This is a genomic window from Phyllobacterium chamaecytisi (genome assembly GCF_020164455.1).
GTDB lineage: Bacteria > Pseudomonadota > Alphaproteobacteria > Rhizobiales > Rhizobiaceae > Phyllobacterium > Phyllobacterium chamaecytisi.
Genome location: NZ_JAIQWW010000011.1, coordinates 165,638 through 184,267, shown reverse-complemented (window position 1 = coordinate 184,267; position 18,630 = coordinate 165,638). Strand labels below are relative to the sequence as shown.

General features: G+C 56.3%; 19 protein-coding genes and 1 other RNA gene. 7 read left to right on the top strand and 13 right to left on the bottom strand.

The genetic code is table 11. The features are described from left to right. Positions 1-325 precede the first annotated feature (325 nt). Positions 326-2,140: an ABC transporter transmembrane domain-containing protein gene (locus LB462_RS18075; RefSeq protein WP_224510883.1), complete on the bottom strand. Its 1,815-nt coding sequence runs from the start codon at positions 2,138-2,140 to the stop codon at positions 326-328. A 203-nt stretch (positions 2,141-2,343) separates the two neighbouring features. Between LB462_RS18075 and rpmE the strand changes: the two genes are divergently transcribed. Further along, positions 2,344-2,565: a 50S ribosomal protein L31 gene (gene rpmE / locus LB462_RS18070; RefSeq protein ID WP_112523777.1), complete on the top strand. Its 222-nt coding sequence runs from the start codon at positions 2,344-2,346 to the stop codon at positions 2,563-2,565. 141 nt (positions 2,566-2,706) lie between these two features. Further along, on the top strand, positions 2,707-4,131 hold the full coding sequence (locus LB462_RS18065; protein WP_224510880.1) for an APC family permease: 1,425 nt from the start codon (positions 2,707-2,709) through the stop codon (positions 4,129-4,131). Between the two features lie 55 nt (positions 4,132-4,186). Here the strand turns inward: LB462_RS18065 and LB462_RS18060 are convergent, their stop codons facing one another. From LB462_RS18060 to ssrS, 7 genes are all read right to left on the bottom strand, one after another. Then, positions 4,187-4,936, bottom strand: a complete 750-nt coding sequence (locus LB462_RS18060) for a YebC/PmpR family DNA-binding transcriptional regulator (protein WP_224510878.1) — start codon at positions 4,934-4,936, stop codon at positions 4,187-4,189. Between the two features lie 152 nt (positions 4,937-5,088). Then, entirely contained in the window at positions 5,089-5,514 is a 426-nt protein-coding gene (locus LB462_RS18055; protein ID WP_224510876.1) for a DUF1284 domain-containing protein, read from the bottom strand. Beyond that, the gene (locus tag LB462_RS18050) at positions 5,511-6,086 is read right to left on the bottom strand and encodes a biotin transporter BioY (protein ID WP_224510874.1); all 576 of its coding nucleotides are present in this window, start codon (positions 6,084-6,086) and stop codon (positions 5,511-5,513) included. Before LB462_RS18050 ends, LB462_RS18055 begins: the two co-directional genes overlap by 4 nt. 49 nt (positions 6,087-6,135) lie before the next feature. After that, complete coding sequence (locus LB462_RS18045; protein WP_224510872.1) at positions 6,136-6,873, bottom strand: TerC family protein; 738 nt, start codon at positions 6,871-6,873, stop codon at positions 6,136-6,138. An 81-nt stretch (positions 6,874-6,954) separates the two neighbouring features. Continuing rightward, a complete protein-coding gene (locus LB462_RS18040; RefSeq protein ID WP_209999296.1) occupies positions 6,955-7,779 on the bottom strand; it encodes a TIGR00282 family metallophosphoesterase in 825 nt (274 codons plus the stop codon). Between the two features lie 65 nt (positions 7,780-7,844). Further along, on the bottom strand, positions 7,845-8,432 hold the full coding sequence (locus tag LB462_RS18035) for a 5-formyltetrahydrofolate cyclo-ligase (protein WP_224510870.1): 588 nt from the start codon (positions 8,430-8,432) through the stop codon (positions 7,845-7,847). Between the two features lie 62 nt (positions 8,433-8,494). Beyond that, positions 8,495-8,651: non-coding RNA, 6S RNA (gene ssrS, locus LB462_RS18030), on the bottom strand. Between the two features lie 119 nt (positions 8,652-8,770). On the opposite strand from ssrS, the gene LB462_RS18025 reads away from it, so the two are divergent. The 3 genes from LB462_RS18025 to ligD all read left to right on the top strand — a co-directional run bounded on the left by LB462_RS18025 (position 8,771) and on the right by ligD (position 12,822). Then, positions 8,771-9,217: a GNAT family N-acetyltransferase gene (locus LB462_RS18025; protein ID WP_224510867.1), complete on the top strand. Its 447-nt coding sequence runs from the start codon at positions 8,771-8,773 to the stop codon at positions 9,215-9,217. Positions 9,218-9,411: 194 nt separating this feature from the next. Next, the gene (gene ku / locus LB462_RS18020; RefSeq protein WP_224510865.1) at positions 9,412-10,260 is read left to right on the top strand and encodes a non-homologous end joining protein Ku; all 849 of its coding nucleotides are present in this window, start codon (positions 9,412-9,414) and stop codon (positions 10,258-10,260) included. 3 nt (positions 10,261-10,263) lie between these two features. Further along, positions 10,264-12,822 (top strand): DNA ligase D, encoded by a 2,559-nt coding sequence (ligD, locus tag LB462_RS18015; RefSeq protein WP_224510863.1) that lies wholly within the window; start codon positions 10,264-10,266, stop codon positions 12,820-12,822. Here ligD and ku (LB462_RS18010) read toward each other — a convergent pair. Both ku (LB462_RS18010) and LB462_RS18005 read right to left on the bottom strand, forming a co-directional pair. Beyond that, positions 12,819-13,625 carry a non-homologous end joining protein Ku gene (gene ku, locus LB462_RS18010; RefSeq protein WP_224510862.1) on the bottom strand — a complete coding sequence of 269 codons (807 nt, stop codon included), beginning with the start codon at positions 13,623-13,625 and terminating at the stop codon, positions 12,819-12,821. The genes ligD and ku (LB462_RS18010) overlap by 4 nt on opposite strands. 75 nt (positions 13,626-13,700) lie before the next feature. Beyond that, positions 13,701-14,000, bottom strand: coding sequence for a putative quinol monooxygenase (locus LB462_RS18005; RefSeq protein ID WP_224510860.1), 300 nt, complete (start codon positions 13,998-14,000; stop codon positions 13,701-13,703). 116 nt (positions 14,001-14,116) lie between these two features. On the opposite strand from LB462_RS18005, the gene LB462_RS18000 reads away from it, so the two are divergent. Then, complete coding sequence (locus LB462_RS18000; RefSeq protein ID WP_224510858.1) at positions 14,117-15,127, top strand: DNA topoisomerase IB; 1,011 nt, start codon at positions 14,117-14,119, stop codon at positions 15,125-15,127. A gap of 249 nt (positions 15,128-15,376) precedes the next feature. After that, the gene (locus tag LB462_RS17995) at positions 15,377-15,673 is read left to right on the top strand and encodes a hypothetical protein (protein WP_224510856.1); all 297 of its coding nucleotides are present in this window, start codon (positions 15,377-15,379) and stop codon (positions 15,671-15,673) included. Between the two features lie 68 nt (positions 15,674-15,741). On the opposite strand, the gene LB462_RS17990 is transcribed toward LB462_RS17995, so the two are convergent. From LB462_RS17990 to LB462_RS17980, 3 genes are read right to left on the bottom strand one after another with little or no spacing between them, the layout of a single operon-like run. Next, the gene (locus tag LB462_RS17990) at positions 15,742-17,382 is read right to left on the bottom strand and encodes a xanthine dehydrogenase family protein molybdopterin-binding subunit (protein WP_224510854.1); all 1,641 of its coding nucleotides are present in this window, start codon (positions 17,380-17,382) and stop codon (positions 15,742-15,744) included. After that, positions 17,325-17,999 carry a molybdopterin cofactor-binding domain-containing protein gene (locus LB462_RS17985; protein ID WP_224510852.1) on the bottom strand — a complete coding sequence of 225 codons (675 nt, stop codon included), beginning with the start codon at positions 17,997-17,999 and terminating at the stop codon, positions 17,325-17,327. Before LB462_RS17985 ends, LB462_RS17990 begins: the two co-directional genes overlap by 58 nt. 11 nt (positions 18,000-18,010) lie before the next feature. Continuing rightward, entirely contained in the window at positions 18,011-18,478 is a 468-nt protein-coding gene (locus LB462_RS17980; protein WP_224510850.1) for a (2Fe-2S)-binding protein, read from the bottom strand. Positions 18,479-18,630 lie beyond the last annotated feature (152 nt).

Below are 18,630 nucleotides of genomic sequence, written 5' to 3'. Positions count from 1 at the left end.
CTTGTCTGAAGGTTGATCGGGGTGCCTTCAAGGCTGCTGATTTGCCGGGTGGCAATGCTGCTGTGCGTGGTTCGCCCTTCGACAAGCTCAGGATGAGGCTCACCATGAGGGAATTGGGTGGGCTGCACGATAACCGGCCACGTCGCGATAGGCATCAACGTTGCCGTTCCTGGCTCCATGCAATCACCCCACCTCCCTCATGGTGAGCCTCATCCTGAGCTTGTCGAAGGGCGAACCACGCACGTTGCCTGTGCCGATTCCGAGCACTACAGTACCCGTCAAAACGTTCTGAGTTTTACTTTATCCACGAAACGGCATCACACCGTCACTCCGCAGCGCCCTTGAAGGCATCGGCGCCCGCTTCGAATTGCAGCTTGGCAAGGCTGGCATAAATGCCGTTCTTCTTGACCAGCGTCTGATGCGTGCCTTCCTCGACAATGCGTCCATTCTCCATGACGAGAATACGGTCGGCCTTCAGCACGGTCGCGAGCCGATGCGCGATAACCAACGTCGTGCGGCCTTGCATCAAATGATCGAGAGCCTTCTGGACCAGCATTTCGCTTTCCGCATCGAGTGCGGACGTTGCTTCGTCGAGCAATAGGATAGGCGCGTCGCGCAAGATGGCGCGCGCGATGGCCATGCGCTGGCGTTGGCCGCCGGACAGCGTGATGCCGCGCTCGCCAACCTGCGTATCATAACCGTCGTCGAACGCTTTGATGAAGTCGTGCGCCAACGCCGCCTTGGCCGCAGCCTCTATCTCCGCGTTCGTAGCCCCAGGTCGGCCAAAGCCAATGTTCTCGCGGGCGGTCGCGGCAAAAATTGTCGTATCCTGTGGAACGATCGCTATGCGTGAACGCAGATCCGAGGGATCGACTTCGCGCAGATCGAGCCCATCGACGCGGACACTCCCCGAAACCGGATCGTAGTAGCGAAGCAAGAGTGAAAACACGGTACTCTTGCCGGCGCCCGACGGGCCTACGATAGCGACCGTCTCGCCCGGTTGGATCTTGAATTCGAGACCTTTCAATGCCGGAGCATCCGGGCGCGACGGGTAGTTGAAGTAGACATCGTCAAAGTTCACCGAACCTATGGCCGGGTGCGGCAGAGGGGCAGGATTGGCCGGCGCTTCTATTGCCGGTATCTCGGCCAAGATTTCCATCAGTCGTTCGGCTGCACCCGATGCTTGTGACAGCTCGCCCCAAACCTCGGAAAGCGCACCTAACGCCCCCGCGGCAAAGACTGCGTAAAGCAGAAACTGGCCAAGCGTTCCGGGCGTCATTGCGCCGGAAAGTACATCACGCGAGCCAAACCAGAGCACGGCGACGACACTGGAAAAGATCATGAAGATGGCAAAGGCAGTCAAGATCGCCCTAGCCTTGACCGATGAACGCGCTGCCGAGAACGCGTCTTCTACTGATGCGCCAAAGCGCGTTGTTGCCAGTTTCTCGTTGGTGAATGCCTGCAGCGTACGCACCGAGACAATGGATTCGCTGGCATACGCAGTAGCATTGGCCAAGGTATCCTGGGCGGCGCGTGAACGGCGGCGCACGGATCGCCCGAAAGCGACCAACGGAATGATGATCAGCGGAATTGCCGCGATAACAAGTCCTGACAGCTTGGCGCTCGTAATCACCATCATCACGATCGCGCCCAAGGCAAGGATGAGATTACGGAGCGCGACGGACGCCGTCGCACCAACCGCCGATTTGATCTGTGTCGTGTCGGCCGTAAGGCGCGAGACAATCTCGCCCGACTGTGTTCCATCGAAGAAAGCCGGAGAAAGCCGTGTCAGATGATCGAATACATCCCGGCGCAAATCCGAAACGATGCGCTCACCAAGTGTTATGACGAAATAGTATCGCCCGCCCGAAGCGAGTGCCAGAAGCGCTGCAAGCACCACCAGCATGCCAAAATAGTTATTGATAAAAGCACCGTTTGCGCCGGTAAAACCGTGGTCGATCATGCGCCGGACAGCCAGCGGAAGTGTCAACGTCGTTACCGCCGCCAGCACCAGGGAGACAAGCGCGCCAGCTATCATGCCCCGATAGCGAGACATATATGGGTAGATACGCCGCAGCGGTTTCAAGGAGCGACGCTTTCTTTCCGTCTCTTGAAGGTGAGATGGATCCCTATCGGCCATGTCTCAGGTCTTCCTCACATCGCTTTGCGACTTTGCGGCCAGACGGCCTTGTTATTGCTTAAAGGCTGATGTATAGGCTCGCCAACAGTTTTGGAAGCCCACGCCCCTGTGACGTTTGGCTTCATCTCTACCAATCGGCTCCGACCGGAACCCCACTGAGGCAGTGGCGCTGGTTTTGTGCCCTCTAGTTTAGGACGATACAGATGCAAGCCAAGATTCATCCAGATTACCACACCATCAAGGTCGTCATGACCGATGGCACAGAATACCTGACCCGCTCCACCTGGGGCAAGGAAGGCGATACGATGAACCTCGATATCGACCCCTCCACGCATCCGGCATGGACCGGTGGTTCGCAGCAGCTGACAGACCGCGGCGGCCGCGTATCGAAGTTCAAGAGCCGTTTCGCCAATCTCGGCATATAAGTTTTCCGGCACACCGGATTTTAAAACGGCCCCGATATTCGGGGCCGTTTTTGTTATTCGCTCCCTCTCGTTTGACAAGCTACTGTTTCGCCAATAGTTTTTTCGAACGCGTATCTGCATGTGCAAGGGAGGGAGTACCCGATGACCGACATGACTTCAGGTAGCAACGCCGCTTCAGGAGCGACGATAGAGCCAAGTCTTCATCGGGTCATGGGCCCTTGGCTCCTGCTCCTCTTTATTGTCGGCGATATTTTAGGCACCGGCATCTACGCGCTCACTGGACAAGTTGCCAAGCAGGTTGGCGGTGTCGTCTGGCTGCCGTTCCTCGTGGCCTTCGTCGTCGCCGTCGTCACCGCCTTCAGCTATCTCGAGCTCGTGACGAAGTATCCGAAAGCAGCGGGTGCCGCGCTTTATACGCACAAGGCTTTCGGCATCCACTTCATCACCTTTATCGTCGCTTTCACTGTCATGTGTTCGGGCATCACCTCCGCATCGACTGCATCGCGCGCATTTGCAGCTAACCTTTCGGGGGCGTTTCAGCTCAATCTTGAAACCGGAATCGGCATCTCGCTGGTCGCACTCGCCTTCATGGCGATCGTCGCGGCCGTTAATTTCCGTGGCGTTGGTGAAAGCGTCAAGGCCAATGTGGTTCTGACCATGGTGGAGCTGACAGGCCTTCTGATCATCATCTTCATCGGCTTGTGGGCCATTGCCGCCGGTCAGGGCGACGTCTCCCGCATCACGCAATTTGCGACATCACCAGATACCAGCGTGTTCTGGTCGGTCATGGCGGCGACCACCCTCGCCTTCTTCGCCATGGTCGGCTTCGAGGACTCGGTCAACATGGCCGAGGAATGCAAGAATCCGTCGGGAATTTTTCCAAAGGTGCTGCTGGCGGGTCTCTTCATTACCGGCGCTATCTATGTGCTGGTTTCTATTTCCGCCATCACCCTCGTTACACCTGCCGATCTTGGCGAAGGCGAAACCCCACTACTCAAGGTCGTCCAGGCCGGGGCGCCGAATTTCCCACTGTGGATTTTCGGCTTCATCACCATGTTCGCCGTTGCTAACAGCGCCCTGATCAACATGTTGATGGCGAGCCGCCTTGTCTATGGCATGAGCCGCGAACACGTGTTGCCGCCGATTTTCGGCAAGGTACACGCCAGACGCCGCACGCCATATCTGGCGATCGCCTTCACGACATTGCTGGCATTTGCCCTGATTCTGTTTGTGGGTGAGGTTCCGGCTCTTGGTGGCACGACGGCGCTATTGCTTCTTTTCGTTTTCACGGTCGTGAACATTGCCGTTCTGGTCTTGCGAAAAGAAAGTGTCGATCACGATCACTTCCGCACTCCGACGTTTCTGCCGATCGTCGGCGCAATCTGCTGCGCCTTCTTCGCGGGTCCCTGGACGGGCCGCGATCCAGTGCAATACAAGATCGCCGGGATCCTCATCGGGATCGGTGTGGTGCTATGGGTTGTTACCATTCTGGTCAATCGCGCTACAGGCATAAGGCCGACTGACGCGGATATGGAAGCTCTTGGTGGGGACGGCCCGGTCAACTAAGCTCAAACAAAAACCCGCCAAGACATTCCTGGCGGGTCATTATTTTTAAATAGGATCAGGCTGCGCTTAGCTTGGCTAGGACTTCGTCGCTCACTTCAAAGTTCGCATAAACGTTCTGCACGTCGTCATCATCGTCCAACGTTGAAATCAATCGAAGAACCGACTGCGCCTTTTCTTCATCAACCGGAGCGGTCGTCGCAGGCTTCCAGATCGCCTTGATTGATTCCGCTTCACCAAGCGCAGCTTCCAGCGCCTTTGAAACGTCGCCGATGTCTTCGAAAGCGCACAGAATTACGTGGCCCTCTTCGTCGCTCGCCACATCGTCGGCTCCAGCCTCGATCGCAGCTTCCATAATCTTGTCGGCGCTACCTGCCTCGAGCTTGTAAGTGATTTCGCCGACACGATTGAACATGAAGCCGACGGAGCCGGTTTCACCCAATGCGCCACCAGCCTTGGTGAAGGCCGCACGCACGTTGGAGGCCGTGCGGTTTCGATTGTCCGTCAATGCCTCGACGATGACGGCAACACCGCCCGGGCCATAGCCCTCATAGCGGACTTCCTCGTAGTTGTCGGCATCGCCACCGGACGCCTTCTTGATGGCGCGCTCGATATTGTCCTTTGGCATCGACTGCGCTCTCGCGTTCTGTACGGCCAGACGCAAGCGCGGGTTCATCAACGGGTCGGGCAGACCCTGCTTGGCAGCGACAGTGATTTCGCGTCCGAGCTTGGAAAAGATTTTCGACCGAACGGCATCCTGGCGCCCTTTGCGGTGCATGATGTTCTTGAATTGTGAATGGCCTGCCATGGCACCCCTGCGTGCTTGTCTGCGGTTGTTGATGTTTCACTTCAGGGCCCTGCAATGACGTTGCGGGCTGCACCGAGCGGAAACATGCTTCTGGAATGGCGCCCTTATAGGGAAAAAGCGGCGCCTCGTCCAGCACCAGTCGCTTCGGGCGTTCACTCAAACTTCAGTCTGGTGCCTTGGTAGTTGGCTTTCGATATCGCGGAGCAAAGTTCAAACCACTCACAACCGATACAAGCGCGTCGGGTTTGGCCTTTCGTAAAGGCATCCCGGTATTTTCCGACCGTCATGGCGTCAAGATTTACAGTATCGCCGACCCGAAGCGGCCTGCCAAGCAGATCAGCAACATCATGCATCGCCTTGGTATCGCGCTCAATAACGCTGTCGCGCAAGCAATGCGGTTCAGTCGTCGCAAGAAGGGGCTGACAGATATCGTCCGGCCCCTTCGCGATCAGAATGTCTTCGCCTGCCACCAATCTCGCAACGACGCTGTCGTAGTTTGCGGTAAAGGCGGGACTATAGCCTTTACCGACATAGGTCAGCACACAGAGCAGATGGTGCGCGCGAAGCTTGACCGTCAAGAGAGGCGAATACCCGAGCGGCGAAACATCTCGATTGTTGTCGCAGCCAGCGCCGATTTGAGGACACCGCCGATGATGAATGGCGCAACACCAAAAATCCATGCCTTTTCAAGGCCGATCATGTTTGCCAGCCACGCCCCGCCGAGCACAAGGCATAGCGCATTGCCGAGAAGCATGACACCGAAAGCCGCGAATGGATTACGCGTCAGCCCACGTTCCGCGAGAAGACCAACGAATACCGCAACAACAGGAAAGGAAAACAGATATCCAGCTGTTGGACCTGCAAAGGCAATCTGGCCCGGCATGCCCTCGGCCAAAACAGGCAATCCGATGAAAGATTGGAGAAGCCATGCGATGACGGTGATGCCACCGAGCCGCCAGCCATAGAGAGCGCCTACCATGGTGACCGCGAAGGTCTGCATGGTGACTGGCACCGGAACCATCGGCACCGAAATCCACGAACTGACCGCAAGAAAAGCAGTGCCGATCACCACTGCTAGCGCCTTGTATGCGAGCGATCGGTTAGCGAGTTTAAGTGGAACGAAAGCCTCGGCAAAAGTGGTCTGGGTCATTGATGCAAATCCTCTAGCACGCGTTAAGGTAGCCGAACTGTAGTCAACATTACTTTTTTCTGCGGCGCGCCAGCATGTTGAGCGCCTCGACGAGGGCGGAAAAGCCCATAGCCGCATAGATGTAGCCTTTGGGAACATGGTAGCCAAACCCGTCGGCGATCAGCGTCATACCAATCATCAAAAGGAAGCCAAGCGCAAGCATGACGATAGTCGGATTGTTGGCGATAAACTTTGATAACGGTTCGGCTGCAAGCAGCATAACAGTCACGGCAGCAAGCACGGCGATCACCATGATGGCGATTTCATCGGTCATACCGACAGCCGTGATGATGGAGTCCACGGAAAACACAAGATCGAGCACGAGAATCTGCACAATGGCGGCACCCATGGACAGCGTGACTGTTTTGCCGATGACATCTTCCTTGGCGTCCTCATGATCGACCGTATGGTGGATTTCCTTCGTGGCCTTCCACACCAGAAACAGACCACCAGCGATCAGGATAAGGTCGCGCCATGAAAATCCATGCCCGAAGGCTTCGAAGATTGGCTCGGTGAGCTGCACGATGATCGAAATTGTGAACAGCAGAACGAGCCGCAGGATCAGCGCCGCGCTAATACCAAGTCGGCGGGCGCGCGCCTGCTGTTCCTTCGGCAGCTTGTTGGTGAGTATCGAAATGAAGATAAGATTGTCGATGCCAAGCACCACTTCCATCACGACAAGCGTGACGAGGGCGATAAGGCCTGACGGCGTGTAGATGAAATCGAAATAGGAGAGTAGCGCTTCCATGGGGGTCGTTCCTGTGTTGCTGTGGCCCGGATGGTGCAAATTGATGACACGACTTAGGTGAGCGTGCGCCGTTCGGTCAACTCATTTCCAGAAAGAGGGGATAGTTTCTTCAAGCCTTGGACCGAGACGCAAGGGAGCGATCTTTTCGGCGAGGCCCGTGCGGTCGGAAATCTCGACCCCCACGCCGCAGATCGTCGCCTTGCCGCTGGCCGCCTCAAACCGGCCTTTCGGTACCTTGGACAAGAACCTGTTTAGCGGTTCTTCCTTGTCCATTCCGAGCGAGGAATCATAATCGCCGCACATACCGGCATCGGACATGTAGGCGGTGCCGCCATTGAGTATCTGCGCGTCTGCAGTCGGCACATGTGTATGAGTGCCCACCACGAAACTGGCGCGACCATCGACAAAATGGCCGAAACACTGTTTCTCGCTCGTCGCTTCCGCGTGAAAATCAAAGACCACCGCATCAGCCTGTTCACCGAGCGGACATGCCGCCAGGATTTCTTCGGCTATCGTGAAGGGGTCGTGCAAATCCGGGTGCATGAAAACCCGGCCCATGATGTTGGCGACGAGTACGCGGGCGCCATTTTTGGCAAGGAATATGCCCGAACCTTTTCCCGCCGTCCCCAACGGGAAGTTGGCAGGCCGAAGGAAGCGCTGCTCGCGCGCGGCGAAGACCAGCGCCTCACGCTGATCCCAAACATGATTGCCAGTGGTGACGACGTCCGCACCAGCATTGATCGTATCGTGGAAAATCTCTTCGGTGATGCCAAAGCCGCCGGCCGCATTTTCACCGTTAACGATTGTAAAGTCGAGTTTCAGATCGGAGATAAGGCCCGGCAATTGCTCATAAACGGCCGTCCGGCCAGAGCGGCCCACCATATCACCAAGAAAAAGTAATCTCACGCGCACATCCTGAGTGAGAGCGCCCGTTCTTTCGGGGCTCATGATTATTAATTGGCTTTATCGATCTAGCCAAAGCTACGCAACCCGCTTTCCGTCAGGACGGCCTCAAGGGGCACGTCATGCGGTTCATCAGGCACGATTTCTACTTGCTGACAGTCAAAAGCCACGCCGATCAACCGTGGATTGACGCCAATCTCCTTCAGTCGCGCGATTGCCCGGTCATAATAGCCTGCACCATAGCCGATACGATGACCGCGCTCATCGAAAGCGGCAAGAGGGACCAGCATGAACGAAGGATCAAGAACTGCAGCATCCTCCGGCGGCCCTACCGTGCCGAAACCCGTCTCGACCATCGGCGCACCGCGCACGAGTTCGCGAAAAAGAATCGTCTGCTTGTCGATGATAACTGGAAGGCATAGCCGCGCACCTTTTTCGCGCATATGGAAAAGCAAAGGGCGCAAATCCACTTCCGACCGGATCGGCCAGAAACCGGAGACGTTGGTCCCCGGATCTACAACAAGGGTCGCGACGCCGGCGTCGGCGATCCGCATTGATGCTTCGATCCGATACTCGGTGGGAAGCGCGTCGCGGCGGCCCAGAGCTTCGAGCCTCAAATTCTTCTTCAGGTCTTTGATGGAGGAAAGGTGCTTCAAGCGGGTGACTTCATGAGGGGCTGGAAGCTGGAGTCCAGCTCGGATGAGCACAAAATTCAAAGCGGCGTCCACACAACCGATGGAGAAGTCGATCCCGGGAACCTACAAAGTAGGTGGGTGCCGTGTGAAGAAGCCCACGGGCCTCCTCAGGGACAGCTCCCTAAGGGATCATTAAGGCCCCGGGGAATATGTCTCTCCTGTCGAGAAGCGCAGAACGCCAACCCAAATATAGGACGGTTGGTTGGATTGCACCAGTAGGGTTGTCGGCTAATTTCAACCTCTTGCGCTCATTAATTCGCAACCTTAATCTCGCCTGGCAGATCAGGAGACAAATATAGATGAGCGTTCAAATCCGCCCTTTGCAAAAATCCGACGAATCCCAGTGGCGGCGGCTTTGGACTGCTTATCTCACCTTTTATGAAACCACAGTGCCTGAAGAGGTCTACCAAACGACATTCGCGAGGCTGACTTCCGGTGCCAATCACGAATATCGCGGCTTCATCGCCGAGTTTGAAGGCAAATCTGTCGGGCTAACGCACTACCTGTTTCATCGGCACAACTGGAGCATCGAGGACGTCTGCTATCTTCAGGATCTATACGCCGACCCCGAGGTACGCGGCAGGGGCGTTGGCCGCGCATTGATCGAAGCCGTCCATGCCGAGGCTGCCAAGGCTGGCGCCCACTCGGTCTATTGGACGACCAACCAGGATAACATGACGGCACGGCAGCTTTACGACCGCGTCGCGAAAGTAACACCTTTCATCAAGTATGTGAAAATGGTTTGAGCCTCCGTCGCGCTCCAATCATACGGCCCGCCGTTGTTTGCCAACCCTGCTATTTCCCGTTCAAGTTGTATTCTTCTGCCAAGATTGTTACCGTCCCGTCCATGCATCAAGCCGTCGAACGTACGGATCAACAAGGGTTTCGGAACTAATCCACCTCAAGTGCATTTCGCAATACGAGCCATGGGAGTTGAGCGTTGGCGCCAAGAGCAAATTGGAAAGGCTTTCTGAAGGTTGCAGAGCTTTCGTGCCCTGTAGCGCTTTACACCGCAGCCTCGACCTCCGACCGCATCGCCTTTCACACGTTGAACCGTGCGACCGGCCATCGGGTTCAGCGTCAGTTCATTGATTCCGACAGCGGTAAGCCGGTCGAGAAGGAAGATCAGGTCAAGGGCTACGAGGTTGGCGACAACGATTACATCGTGCTTGAGCCCGAAGAGGTTGCTGCTGCGGTTCCCGAGAGCGACAAGACGCTATCAGTCGAAGCATTCGTTGCCACGGACGATGTGGACGACATATATTTCGACAAGCCATATTATCTCGCGCCCAGTGACAAGCACGGCCAGGAAGCCTTTACTCTCATCTGTGAGGGCATGAGAGATAAGAAGGTGGCCGCGCTTGCCCAAACGGTGCTTTTCCGTCGCGCGCGCACGCTTCTAATCCGTGCCTCAGGCGGTGGACTGGTCGCCAACACGTTGCACTTCGATTACGAGATCCGCTCAGCCAAGGATGCGTTTAGCGACATCCCCGAGATGAAGATCACGGGCGAGATGCTGGACCTAGCCAAGCATATTATCGGAACGAAACGCGGCAGCTTTGACCCTTCCGAGTATAAGGATCGATACGAGGCCGCTCTTGCCGAACTGGTCCGGGCTAAACTCGAAGGCAAGCCGATCCCCAAGAAGCAACCCGCCAAGTCCGAGAAGGTCGTCGACCTTATGGAGGCGCTGCGGCAAAGCGCGGGTGCAGGCAAGAAAGAGGCGAAACCCAAAAAGACTCAAGCCCGCAAACCCAAGGCGGAACCCGCACGGAGGAAGGCGAGCTGATTTATGGTTGCGCTTGAAACATACCGGAAAAAACGCGATTTCAAGACAACGTCAGAGCCAAAGGGGCGCAAGTCGCGCAAGGCCGGTGATAGTTTCGTCATCCAGAAACACGATGCGACGCGACTTCACTACGATTTACGCCTTGAAATGGATGGCGTTTTGAAGAGTTGGGCCGTTACGCGCGGCCCAAGCCTGGTACCGAGTGAGAAGCGGCTCGCGGTCCACGTGGAAGACCATCCTTTGGAGTATGGCGGCTTCGAGGGCACGATACCCAAGGGCGAGTATGGTGGTGGTACTGTCATTGTCTGGGACCGTGGCACCTGGACCCCGGTCTTTGACCAGAAGTACGGTTATGCCAAGGGCCATCTGGAGTTCGAACTTCACGGCGAAAAGCTTTCAGGGCGTTGGCATCTGGTTCGCATGCATGGCAAACCGCGCGAAAAGCGTGAGAACTGGTTGCTCATAAAGGCGGAAGATGATGCCGCGCGCACCGAAAGCGATCCTGATATCCTTGAAGAGCGCCCCGAATCCGTCAAGACCGGGCGTGAAATCGCCGATGTCGCTGGCGAAGACCCCGGCTGGTCTTCAAAAACCGGCAAAATCGATAAAAAAAAGGCTGCCAATGGCAAAGCCGCCGCCAAAGCTGTCAAAGCATTGTCTTCTGACACCCAAGCGGCGAATGTTCCTGATCCCTCAAAAATCGAAGGAGCCAGGAAGGCACCCCTTCCCTCTTTTGTTGAGCCAACGCTGGCGACACTTGCGCCAAAGCCGCCTTCGGGCGAGCGCTGGATTCACGAGATAAAGTTTGACGGCTATCGACTGCAGGTACGGATCGAGGCCGGCCGGGTCAAGCTGTTCACGCGTAACGGCCTCGACTGGACTAAGAAGTTCGGCAAAGAAATCGTTGGCGCATTTCAAAGCTTGCCAATTGGCACGGCGCTGATCGATGGCGAGCTGGTGGTCGAAACAGCTGGAGGCGCCTCCAACTTTTCCGCCCTGCAAGCCGACCTCAGCGATAATCGCACGGATCGTTTCGTCTTCTACGTTTTCGACCTCCTCTATCTTGACGGCTTTAACCTGCAAGATTTGCCCTTGGTCGAGCGCAAGGCCATGCTGGAAAAACTGACCGCCGATGCGCCCGGATTGATCCGCTATAGTGGACATTTCGAAGAAAACGGGCCGCTTATTCTCGATCACGCCTGCAGGCTCAGCCTCGAAGGTATCGTGTCGAAGCTTCGCGATGCACCATACCGCTCCGGCCGCGTCAAGGATTGGATCAAGGCCAAATGCTCACAACGGCAGGAATTCGTCATCGGGGGCTACGTACCATCCACCACATCGCGCAGGGCGATCGGCTCGCTGGTCATGGGCGTTTACAACGGCAAGAAACTTGAACACGTTGGCCGCGTCGGAACAGGATACAGCGCTTCGGTGGCAGAAGATTTGTTTCGCCGGCTCGAACGCATTCGCGCGCCGGAAAGTCCCTTTGCCGAAAAGCTGAGCGCCGATGCGGCACGACAGGTGCGCTATGTGAAACCGCAACTTGTCGCTGAGGTGGAATTCCGCGCCTGGACGGCAGACAACAATCTGCGTCATGCAGCGTTCCGCGGCCTGCGCGAGGACAAACATCCAAGCGAAGTCGTGCGCGAGACGCCAAAGGCAAAGGCATCGCCACAACAGGAGAGGCCCACAGTGAAACTTACCCATCCCGACCGCATCTATTGGCCCGAAGAAGGCGTCACCAAGCAAGGTCTGGCGGACTACTATACCGAGGTCTGGAAGTATATCGCTCCCTTCGTCGTGGCGCGCCCCTTGGCCTTGCTGCGGGGTCCGGAAGGCATCAGTGGCCAAACCTTTTTTCAGAAACACGCGTGGAAGGGCCTCAATTCCAATATCGCCTTGGTCACCGATCCAAAAGACAAAGACGACGAACCGCTGATCAGTATCAATGATCTTGATGGGCTGATCGGGCTGGTGCAGTCGGCGGTACTCGAAATTCACCCTTGGGGTTCGACAATCGCAGATTGGGAACGCCCGGACATGATCATCATGGATCTCGATCCCGGTGAGAATGTTCCTTGGGAACAGGTCATAGCAGGCGCATTTGAAACCCGGGAACGACTTGAACAGGCAGGTCTAGCCGCCTTCGTCAAGACGTCCGGGGGGAAGGGTCTCCACGTGGTGGCCCCGGTCAAACCCAAAGCTACCTGGCCGGAAGTCAAGGCTTTCACCAAAGCACTTGCCGATTCCATGGCGTCCGACAGTCCTGACTCCTATGTCTCGACGATCACCAAGTCGAAACGCACGGGCAAGATTCTCATCGATTATCTGCGCAACCAGCGCGGTATGACAGCAGTGGCGCCCTACTCTACCCGGGCGCGTCCAGGCGCCGCCGTTTCAATGCCACTCGAATGGGATGAACTTACTCCCGGCATTGGTCCGGCCTATTTCACGGTTTTGAACACGGCGACGCGTCTTGCCGCGATAAAACGCGATCCCTGGACCGATTTTCGTGCAGCCGCCGCTCCCATTGAAAAGCCCAAGCCAAAAAGGAACAGTTAGCGTTTTTTCGATTTGCTTTCGCTGGCGATACTCTTCTTCAAAGCGTCCATGATATTGACGACATTGCTCGGAGGCTCCGAGGTGCTTTCCTTTGCCTTTGCCGGGCGCTTTTTGCCCTTCTTCTTCGCTGCTATAATTTCCAGCAGGCGATCCTGAACTGGATCATCAACCATTTTGGGATCCCAAGGCTTCATCCGCTCATCGATCAGTGTCCTCACCAATGACATCAGATTGCTGTCGACCTTGTCATTCTTGATATCACCGAAGTACGCATCGCGATCACGCACCTCATCGCCATAGCGCAACGTCCACAAGACAATGCCGCGACCTCGCGGCTCCAGCATTACCGCGCGCTCCCGCCTGTACATAACCAGCCGCGAAATCCCGACCTGGCCGGTTGCCTCCATCGCATCGCGGATGACCGAGAAGGCTTCCTCGCCGACCGGATCGTCCGGCGTCAGATAGTGTGGCTTGTCATACCAGACCCAATCAATACTATCGCGCGGCACAAACATCGAAATATCGATCGTTCGCGTGCTCTCAAGCCCCACGGCCTCGATCTCGTCATCCTCGAGCATGACATATTCGTCTTCGCTACGCTGATAGCCTTTGACCTCGTCGTCTTCGTCCACCGGCTTGCCGCTTACGGAATCGACATATTGGCTGACAACACGGTTGCCGGTTTTCCGGTTAAGCGTGTGAAACTTGACCTTTTCATTGTCCGTCGTTGCGGGCACCATCGCCACCGGGCAGGTGACGAGCGAAAGCTTCAAATAGCCTTTCCAGAATGAACGCGGCGCCATGACTCATGCTCCCCCGATATGTCCGGCAAAAACGGTTCGATAGAGAATTCGTTCCATAGAATCAATCATGTAGCGTCATGGCAGTTTGGAGGCAAGTACATCGGCCTTGTTGATCTGCGGCGGGCTGGCGAATAGCTCGTCTGCTCGCGCCATCAGAGCGGCAGCAACTTTCCCCGAAAGATGTGCGTTGCGCCCGCCCTCGTCGGCAAATGCGTCAAAGATTGCAAAGGAACTTTTACCGAGACGTATAGCGAACCATGCGACGGTTCCGGATTCCTCATTTACCAGCGGTAAAGCCGACTGGAGAAACGCTGCAACATCTTCCTCTTTTCCGGGTTTTGCTTCGAGGGGCACGTAGAGAGCAAAATTGGTCATAGTGGTTCCTTATCGAACTGGAACAGGATTGCTTCACGAGCTTGCACCTTTTTTGCGTCTCAGGGAACAGTCCCGTCACGACAAACGTTCTTCAACCGCAACAACAGGGTGAAGAAATGCAGCCGGATTATGCATATTATGCTGGAGTACTTGGGCTTAAGCTGGTCGATCCGGAAACATTCACTTTAAAGCGTGAGCCACTTGGAGACACATTCCATTACGTCCGCACCAATGGACGTCCAGTCTCAAAAAAGCACATCGAGCGCATCACTGCTCTGGTAATTCCTCCTGCGTGGACCGAGGTTTGTTGCTGCGATGAATGCGACGGCCATATTCAGGCTGTAGGCTTGGACACGCTTGGACGCCGACAATATATCTACCACCCGAAGTGGGAGGACGTGCGTAACAGTATCAAAACGCACCGGCTGCTTGCCTTTGGCAAGGCGCTTCCACGTATCCGCAAGCGCATTCTGCGTGACATGCAGCGACCGCCGACATCAAGTCGTCCGCTCGTCGCGCTCGCAGTAAAACTGATCGATCAAAAGGCTTTCCGGGCCGGGCATGAAAAATATGCCAAGGATGGTGGTCGAGGCATCGCCTCACTGAAAAATAGCGATCTCAAGATCAACGGCAATATCGCCAATTTCGTCTTTGCCGGTAAATCGAAAAAGAGGAACGAAATAGCGATCAGCGATCGCGCCGCCGTCCGGCGCTTAAAGGCTCTGAAACGGCGGGGAAGGCTGTTCCAATACAAGGACAAGCAGCGCTGGCGCAGCCTGCACGCGGGAGAACTGAACCAATATCTGCAAGAAATCTCCGGCTCAAAAGTCAGCGCCAAGGATTTCAGGACTTTTCATGGATCTGCCCGCGCACTCGAATTCCTGGCGCAGAACGATGCCAACACCGATTCCGCTCGGAAGCGGGCTCTTGCTGCGGCCATGCGCAATGTCAGCGAGTTCCTGCGCAATACACCCGCGGTTACGCGCTCGAGTTATGTTCATCCCCTTGTGACCGAATGTTTCAATGCCGGCCAACTCAATAGTTCGCTTCTGCGTGCACCCCATCGGAAAGGTCTAACCGGCCCCGAAACAGGGCTGATGAGGCTCCTTGAACAAGCAACTGAATGAACCAGATGGGAGGTCCATTCAGCGCCATCCCCAATTGGTATTATCCGCGCATAACCCGCTTGCCAAATTTGCCCATCGGCACATCCCTTTTGCAGTGCGGTAAGTGGTGCATTCGACAAGCGAATCCAATTCGATTTGCGGCAGGACAGAAAATGCGCTTAGCTTTTTCCATATCGCCGCCACAATTACCTCGCGGAATGGCGGCCCGCCAATTGAGATGTGTTCTCGCTGAACAGATGGGAGCGTGTCATGACATTCACAGATAGAGACCGACGGATATTCGCGACTACCGATTGGGAAACCATGCAGCGGGCTCACAACAGAGCATCGCAACTATTGGATCGGTGTCCCAAGACCCATGAGCGCTGTAACGACCTGGCTCGCGTCATCATGGCTATCTATGAGAGCGGCGTTCGTGATGAGGACGAGCTGGCGGCAATGGCAGCAAATCGTGAGCTCGGTTTTATGGCGGGACGCGGGCATTTCCAAAAACCATTCCCGTTCAAAAATGCGACTTCGACGCATCAATCCATGACCGAACGCTAGCGCGACACAGCGAGAAGCCGAACCGCAATACGGCTTCTCGTGAGGTCCCTGAGCAAGACGATCAATTTTCAGGCCAGCCCCGCGGCCTTGAGCTTATCCGGCGTGAATGGTGCCTGACGAATCCGCACGCCGGTCGCATCGAATATCGCGTTGGCGATAGCCGCAGCAACCGGTCGCATGGAAGGCTCGCCGGCGCCGCTGGGCGGTAGTTCCTTGTGATCGATCAGAACCACGTCGATTGTCTCCGGCGTCTCCGTAATATCGAGGATCGGGTAGGTTTCCCAATCGACACTGGTGACGTTCTTGTCGTCGAACTGCACTTCCTCATGCACCGATCGGCTGATTGCCTGGACGATATTGCCTTCGATTGTGTGCGTGAGCTGCCGTGGGTTGACGATCATGCCACAGTCATGAGCCACGGTGAATTTCCGGGCCCATATGCGACCGGTTTTGCTCTCGATTTCGACCTCGCAGACCACCGCGACCCTTGTGCCACTGCGCTGCGCATAGGACATCCCCTGCCCCTTGAACTTGCCGTCACCTGCGCTTTGCCGACGCGCGGCAGTGCGGGCTTGCCAGCCGGCCTTTTCCGTTGCCGCCTTGACGACGGCGATGTCACGAGGGTCGGTAATGTATTTGAGGCGGAATTCTAACGGGTCCACGCCTATGGCATATGCTACCTCATCCATGAATGATTCGGAGGCGAAGTGGATTTGCGGCCCGACGGGATCGCGCAGATGCGTGGTCCGGAGCGGCGATGCCCGGTCCAGCAACGGGGCGACCGTTTCCCATGCCTTTCGCTTCGCCGGGAAACCGTACGACTCTTCCGGCACACCAAAGCCAACACCGGGCTTTAACGGCGTATCGATAAGCTGACCAGCCAGTGTGTCGCGGGTTGCGCTTTCATTGGAGTTGACGTCGACCCGGGAGAAGCCCTTGGATTCGAAATGCCAGGCTAGAACGTTGCCATCCTTGTCGAGCGCGGCTCGTGCCGTGTGGATAGAGGCAGGGCCCTTGGGGTCCCACCCTGTGCCGTCCTTCCGCATACCCTGAACTCTGATCGGTTTACCCGTCAGTTTGGCAATAAGCGCTGCATCGGCAGCCGCATCGCCGGCATCGTTGCGGCCATAGCTGCCGGGGCCGGGAACCCAGATGCCATGCACATTCTCCGATGGCATATCCAGGATGGCGGCGACGCCCGCAGCGGCAAAATGCGGTTTCTGCGACCCAGTCCACAACGTCGCGCTGTCACCTTTGATTTCAACCACGGCGCACGCCGGGCCCATGCTGGCATGGCTCTGGAAAGGCCACTCATAGGCCGCCTCGATGACTTTGGCCGCGCCCGCGAAGGCCGCATCGACATCGCCGACATCTTCGCCCGGTTCACGATGAACCGATTTTGCATTCCGAAGGTGATCGAAAATACCGGCCTGTGTCGGGAAATTCGGTGTCGAATCCGACCATGTCACCTTAAGCTGATCGGCAGCCCTGATCGCGTCCCACTCCCGCGGCGCAACGATAGCCAGGAAGCCTTTCTCCCGCACAATCTGTACATCCGGTATGTCCTTGACCGAAGTTGCATCGACCTCGACAGGTACGGCACCCGCCACTTCGGGCCGGATCACCCTTGCGTGCAACATACCCGGCACCTTTATGTCCACCACATAGTCGCCGGTCCCCATAACTTTCCACGGCACATCACGGCGCATCGGCGAACAACCTTGTGGTCGGCAACAGGCTTTATCGTGCCTTTGCCTTTGACGAAAAGGCTGTTGCCAATTTTTTGATTCCACTCAAGCTGCGTATCGAAGAAGCGGCCACCGATCAGTTCGGCATAGGTCACCGTCTTCGCCGGATCAGCAATGGAACTGATCACACCATCATCCACCTTTAAGTCCGAGACGGATACACCGAGCTGTTTCGATGCCATGTCGACAAGCTGATAGTGTGCTTCCGCAGCGGCGCTCTGCAACGCGGTGCCACCCTGCTGGATGCCGGTGGATCCCGAAGCTCCACCCTGATTGATGCTGGTCGCCGTATCGCCTTGCTGAACGAATACCTTGGACACTGGGAGATCAAGCTCCTCGGCCACCATCTGGGCAACACCGAGATCAGTGCCCTGGCCCATGTCCATCTTGCCCCAGAAGGCGACAACGGTACCGTCCGCATTAACCTGGATATAGGAGGAAAGATTTTCGGGTTTCAGCGGAGGCTGTGTCATTGCGCCGACGATGGCCGCGCGCGCCTTGTGGCCGGGCAGTACAACGGAAATAGTAAGTGCGCCGAAGGCCCCGAGAACCGTGCGTCGGTTGACATTGATCGTCATGGTCGCCTCCCTCACGCCTGTGCCGCGCGCTTGACGGCACGCATGATACTGTAATGTGTACCGCAGCGGCATTTCAGCCCGCTCAGTGCATCACGAATTTCACCATCGCTGGGATTGGGATTTGTCTCCAGGAACGCTGCTGCCGTCATCAGCCAACCGTTGAGGCAATAGCCGCATTGCGGAACCTGCTCTTCGATAAATGCCTCCTGGATCTTGTGAGCCTTGCCATTTCCCCCGCCGAGACCGGCCAAAGTAACAACCTTGCCGACGCCGACCAAGTCGACCGGAGTCACGCATGAACGGATGGCCTGTCCGTCAATATGCACCGTGCACGCACCGCACTGTGCCAGACCACAGCCAAAACGAGGGTTCCGCAGGCCGAGATCGTCACGAAGAGCATAGAGCAGCGGCATTTCTGGATCCGCGGTAATTACATGATTATTACCATCAACATTAAGCTGGATTTGTTTCGTAGCCACATCTTCCTCCCGTTAATCGGTAAACATCATTGTTCTATTCTTTACGATAAGCAGGGCAGGCAGACCGGGCAAGGTTTAATGCTTGTGGAAACTGTATACGACGCCTGTATAGACGCACGATCACGAACATGTGCTTGGCGCGTGAAGTTCAT

Excerpts from the sequence above, each read along its gene's own strand:
- LB462_RS17995 (WP_224510856.1), top strand. The coding sequence starts at position 15,377 with ATGACATTCACAGATAGAGACCGACGGATATTCGCGACTACCGATTGG.
- ligD (WP_224510863.1), top strand. The coding sequence starts at position 10,264 with ATGGTTGCGCTTGAAACATACCGGAAAAAACGCGATTTCAAGACAACG.
- LB462_RS18025 (WP_224510867.1), top strand. The coding sequence starts at position 8,771 with ATGAGCGTTCAAATCCGCCCTTTGCAAAAATCCGACGAATCCCAGTGG.
- LB462_RS18075 (WP_224510883.1), bottom strand. The coding sequence starts at position 2,140 with ATGGCCGATAGGGATCCATCTCACCTTCAAGAGACGGAAAGAAAGCGT.
- LB462_RS18045 (WP_224510872.1), bottom strand. The coding sequence starts at position 6,873 with ATGGAAGCGCTACTCTCCTATTTCGATTTCATCTACACGCCGTCAGGC.
- LB462_RS18000 (WP_224510858.1), top strand. The coding sequence starts at position 14,117 with ATGCAGCCGGATTATGCATATTATGCTGGAGTACTTGGGCTTAAGCTG.
- LB462_RS17990 (WP_224510854.1), bottom strand. The coding sequence starts at position 17,382 with ATGCGCCGTGATGTGCCGTGGAAAGTTATGGGGACCGGCGACTATGTG.
- ku (WP_224510862.1), bottom strand. The coding sequence starts at position 13,625 with ATGGCGCCGCGTTCATTCTGGAAAGGCTATTTGAAGCTTTCGCTCGTC.
- LB462_RS17985 (WP_224510852.1), bottom strand. The coding sequence starts at position 17,999 with ATGACGATCAATGTCAACCGACGCACGGTTCTCGGGGCCTTCGGCGCA.
- LB462_RS18065 (WP_224510880.1), top strand. The coding sequence starts at position 2,707 with ATGACCGACATGACTTCAGGTAGCAACGCCGCTTCAGGAGCGACGATA.
- LB462_RS18005 (WP_224510860.1), bottom strand. The coding sequence starts at position 14,000 with ATGACCAATTTTGCTCTCTACGTGCCCCTCGAAGCAAAACCCGGAAAA.
- LB462_RS18050 (WP_224510874.1), bottom strand. The coding sequence starts at position 6,086 with ATGACCCAGACCACTTTTGCCGAGGCTTTCGTTCCACTTAAACTCGCT.
- rpmE (WP_112523777.1), top strand. The coding sequence starts at position 2,344 with ATGCAAGCCAAGATTCATCCAGATTACCACACCATCAAGGTCGTCATG.
- LB462_RS18060 (WP_224510878.1), bottom strand. The coding sequence starts at position 4,936 with ATGGCAGGCCATTCACAATTCAAGAACATCATGCACCGCAAAGGGCGC.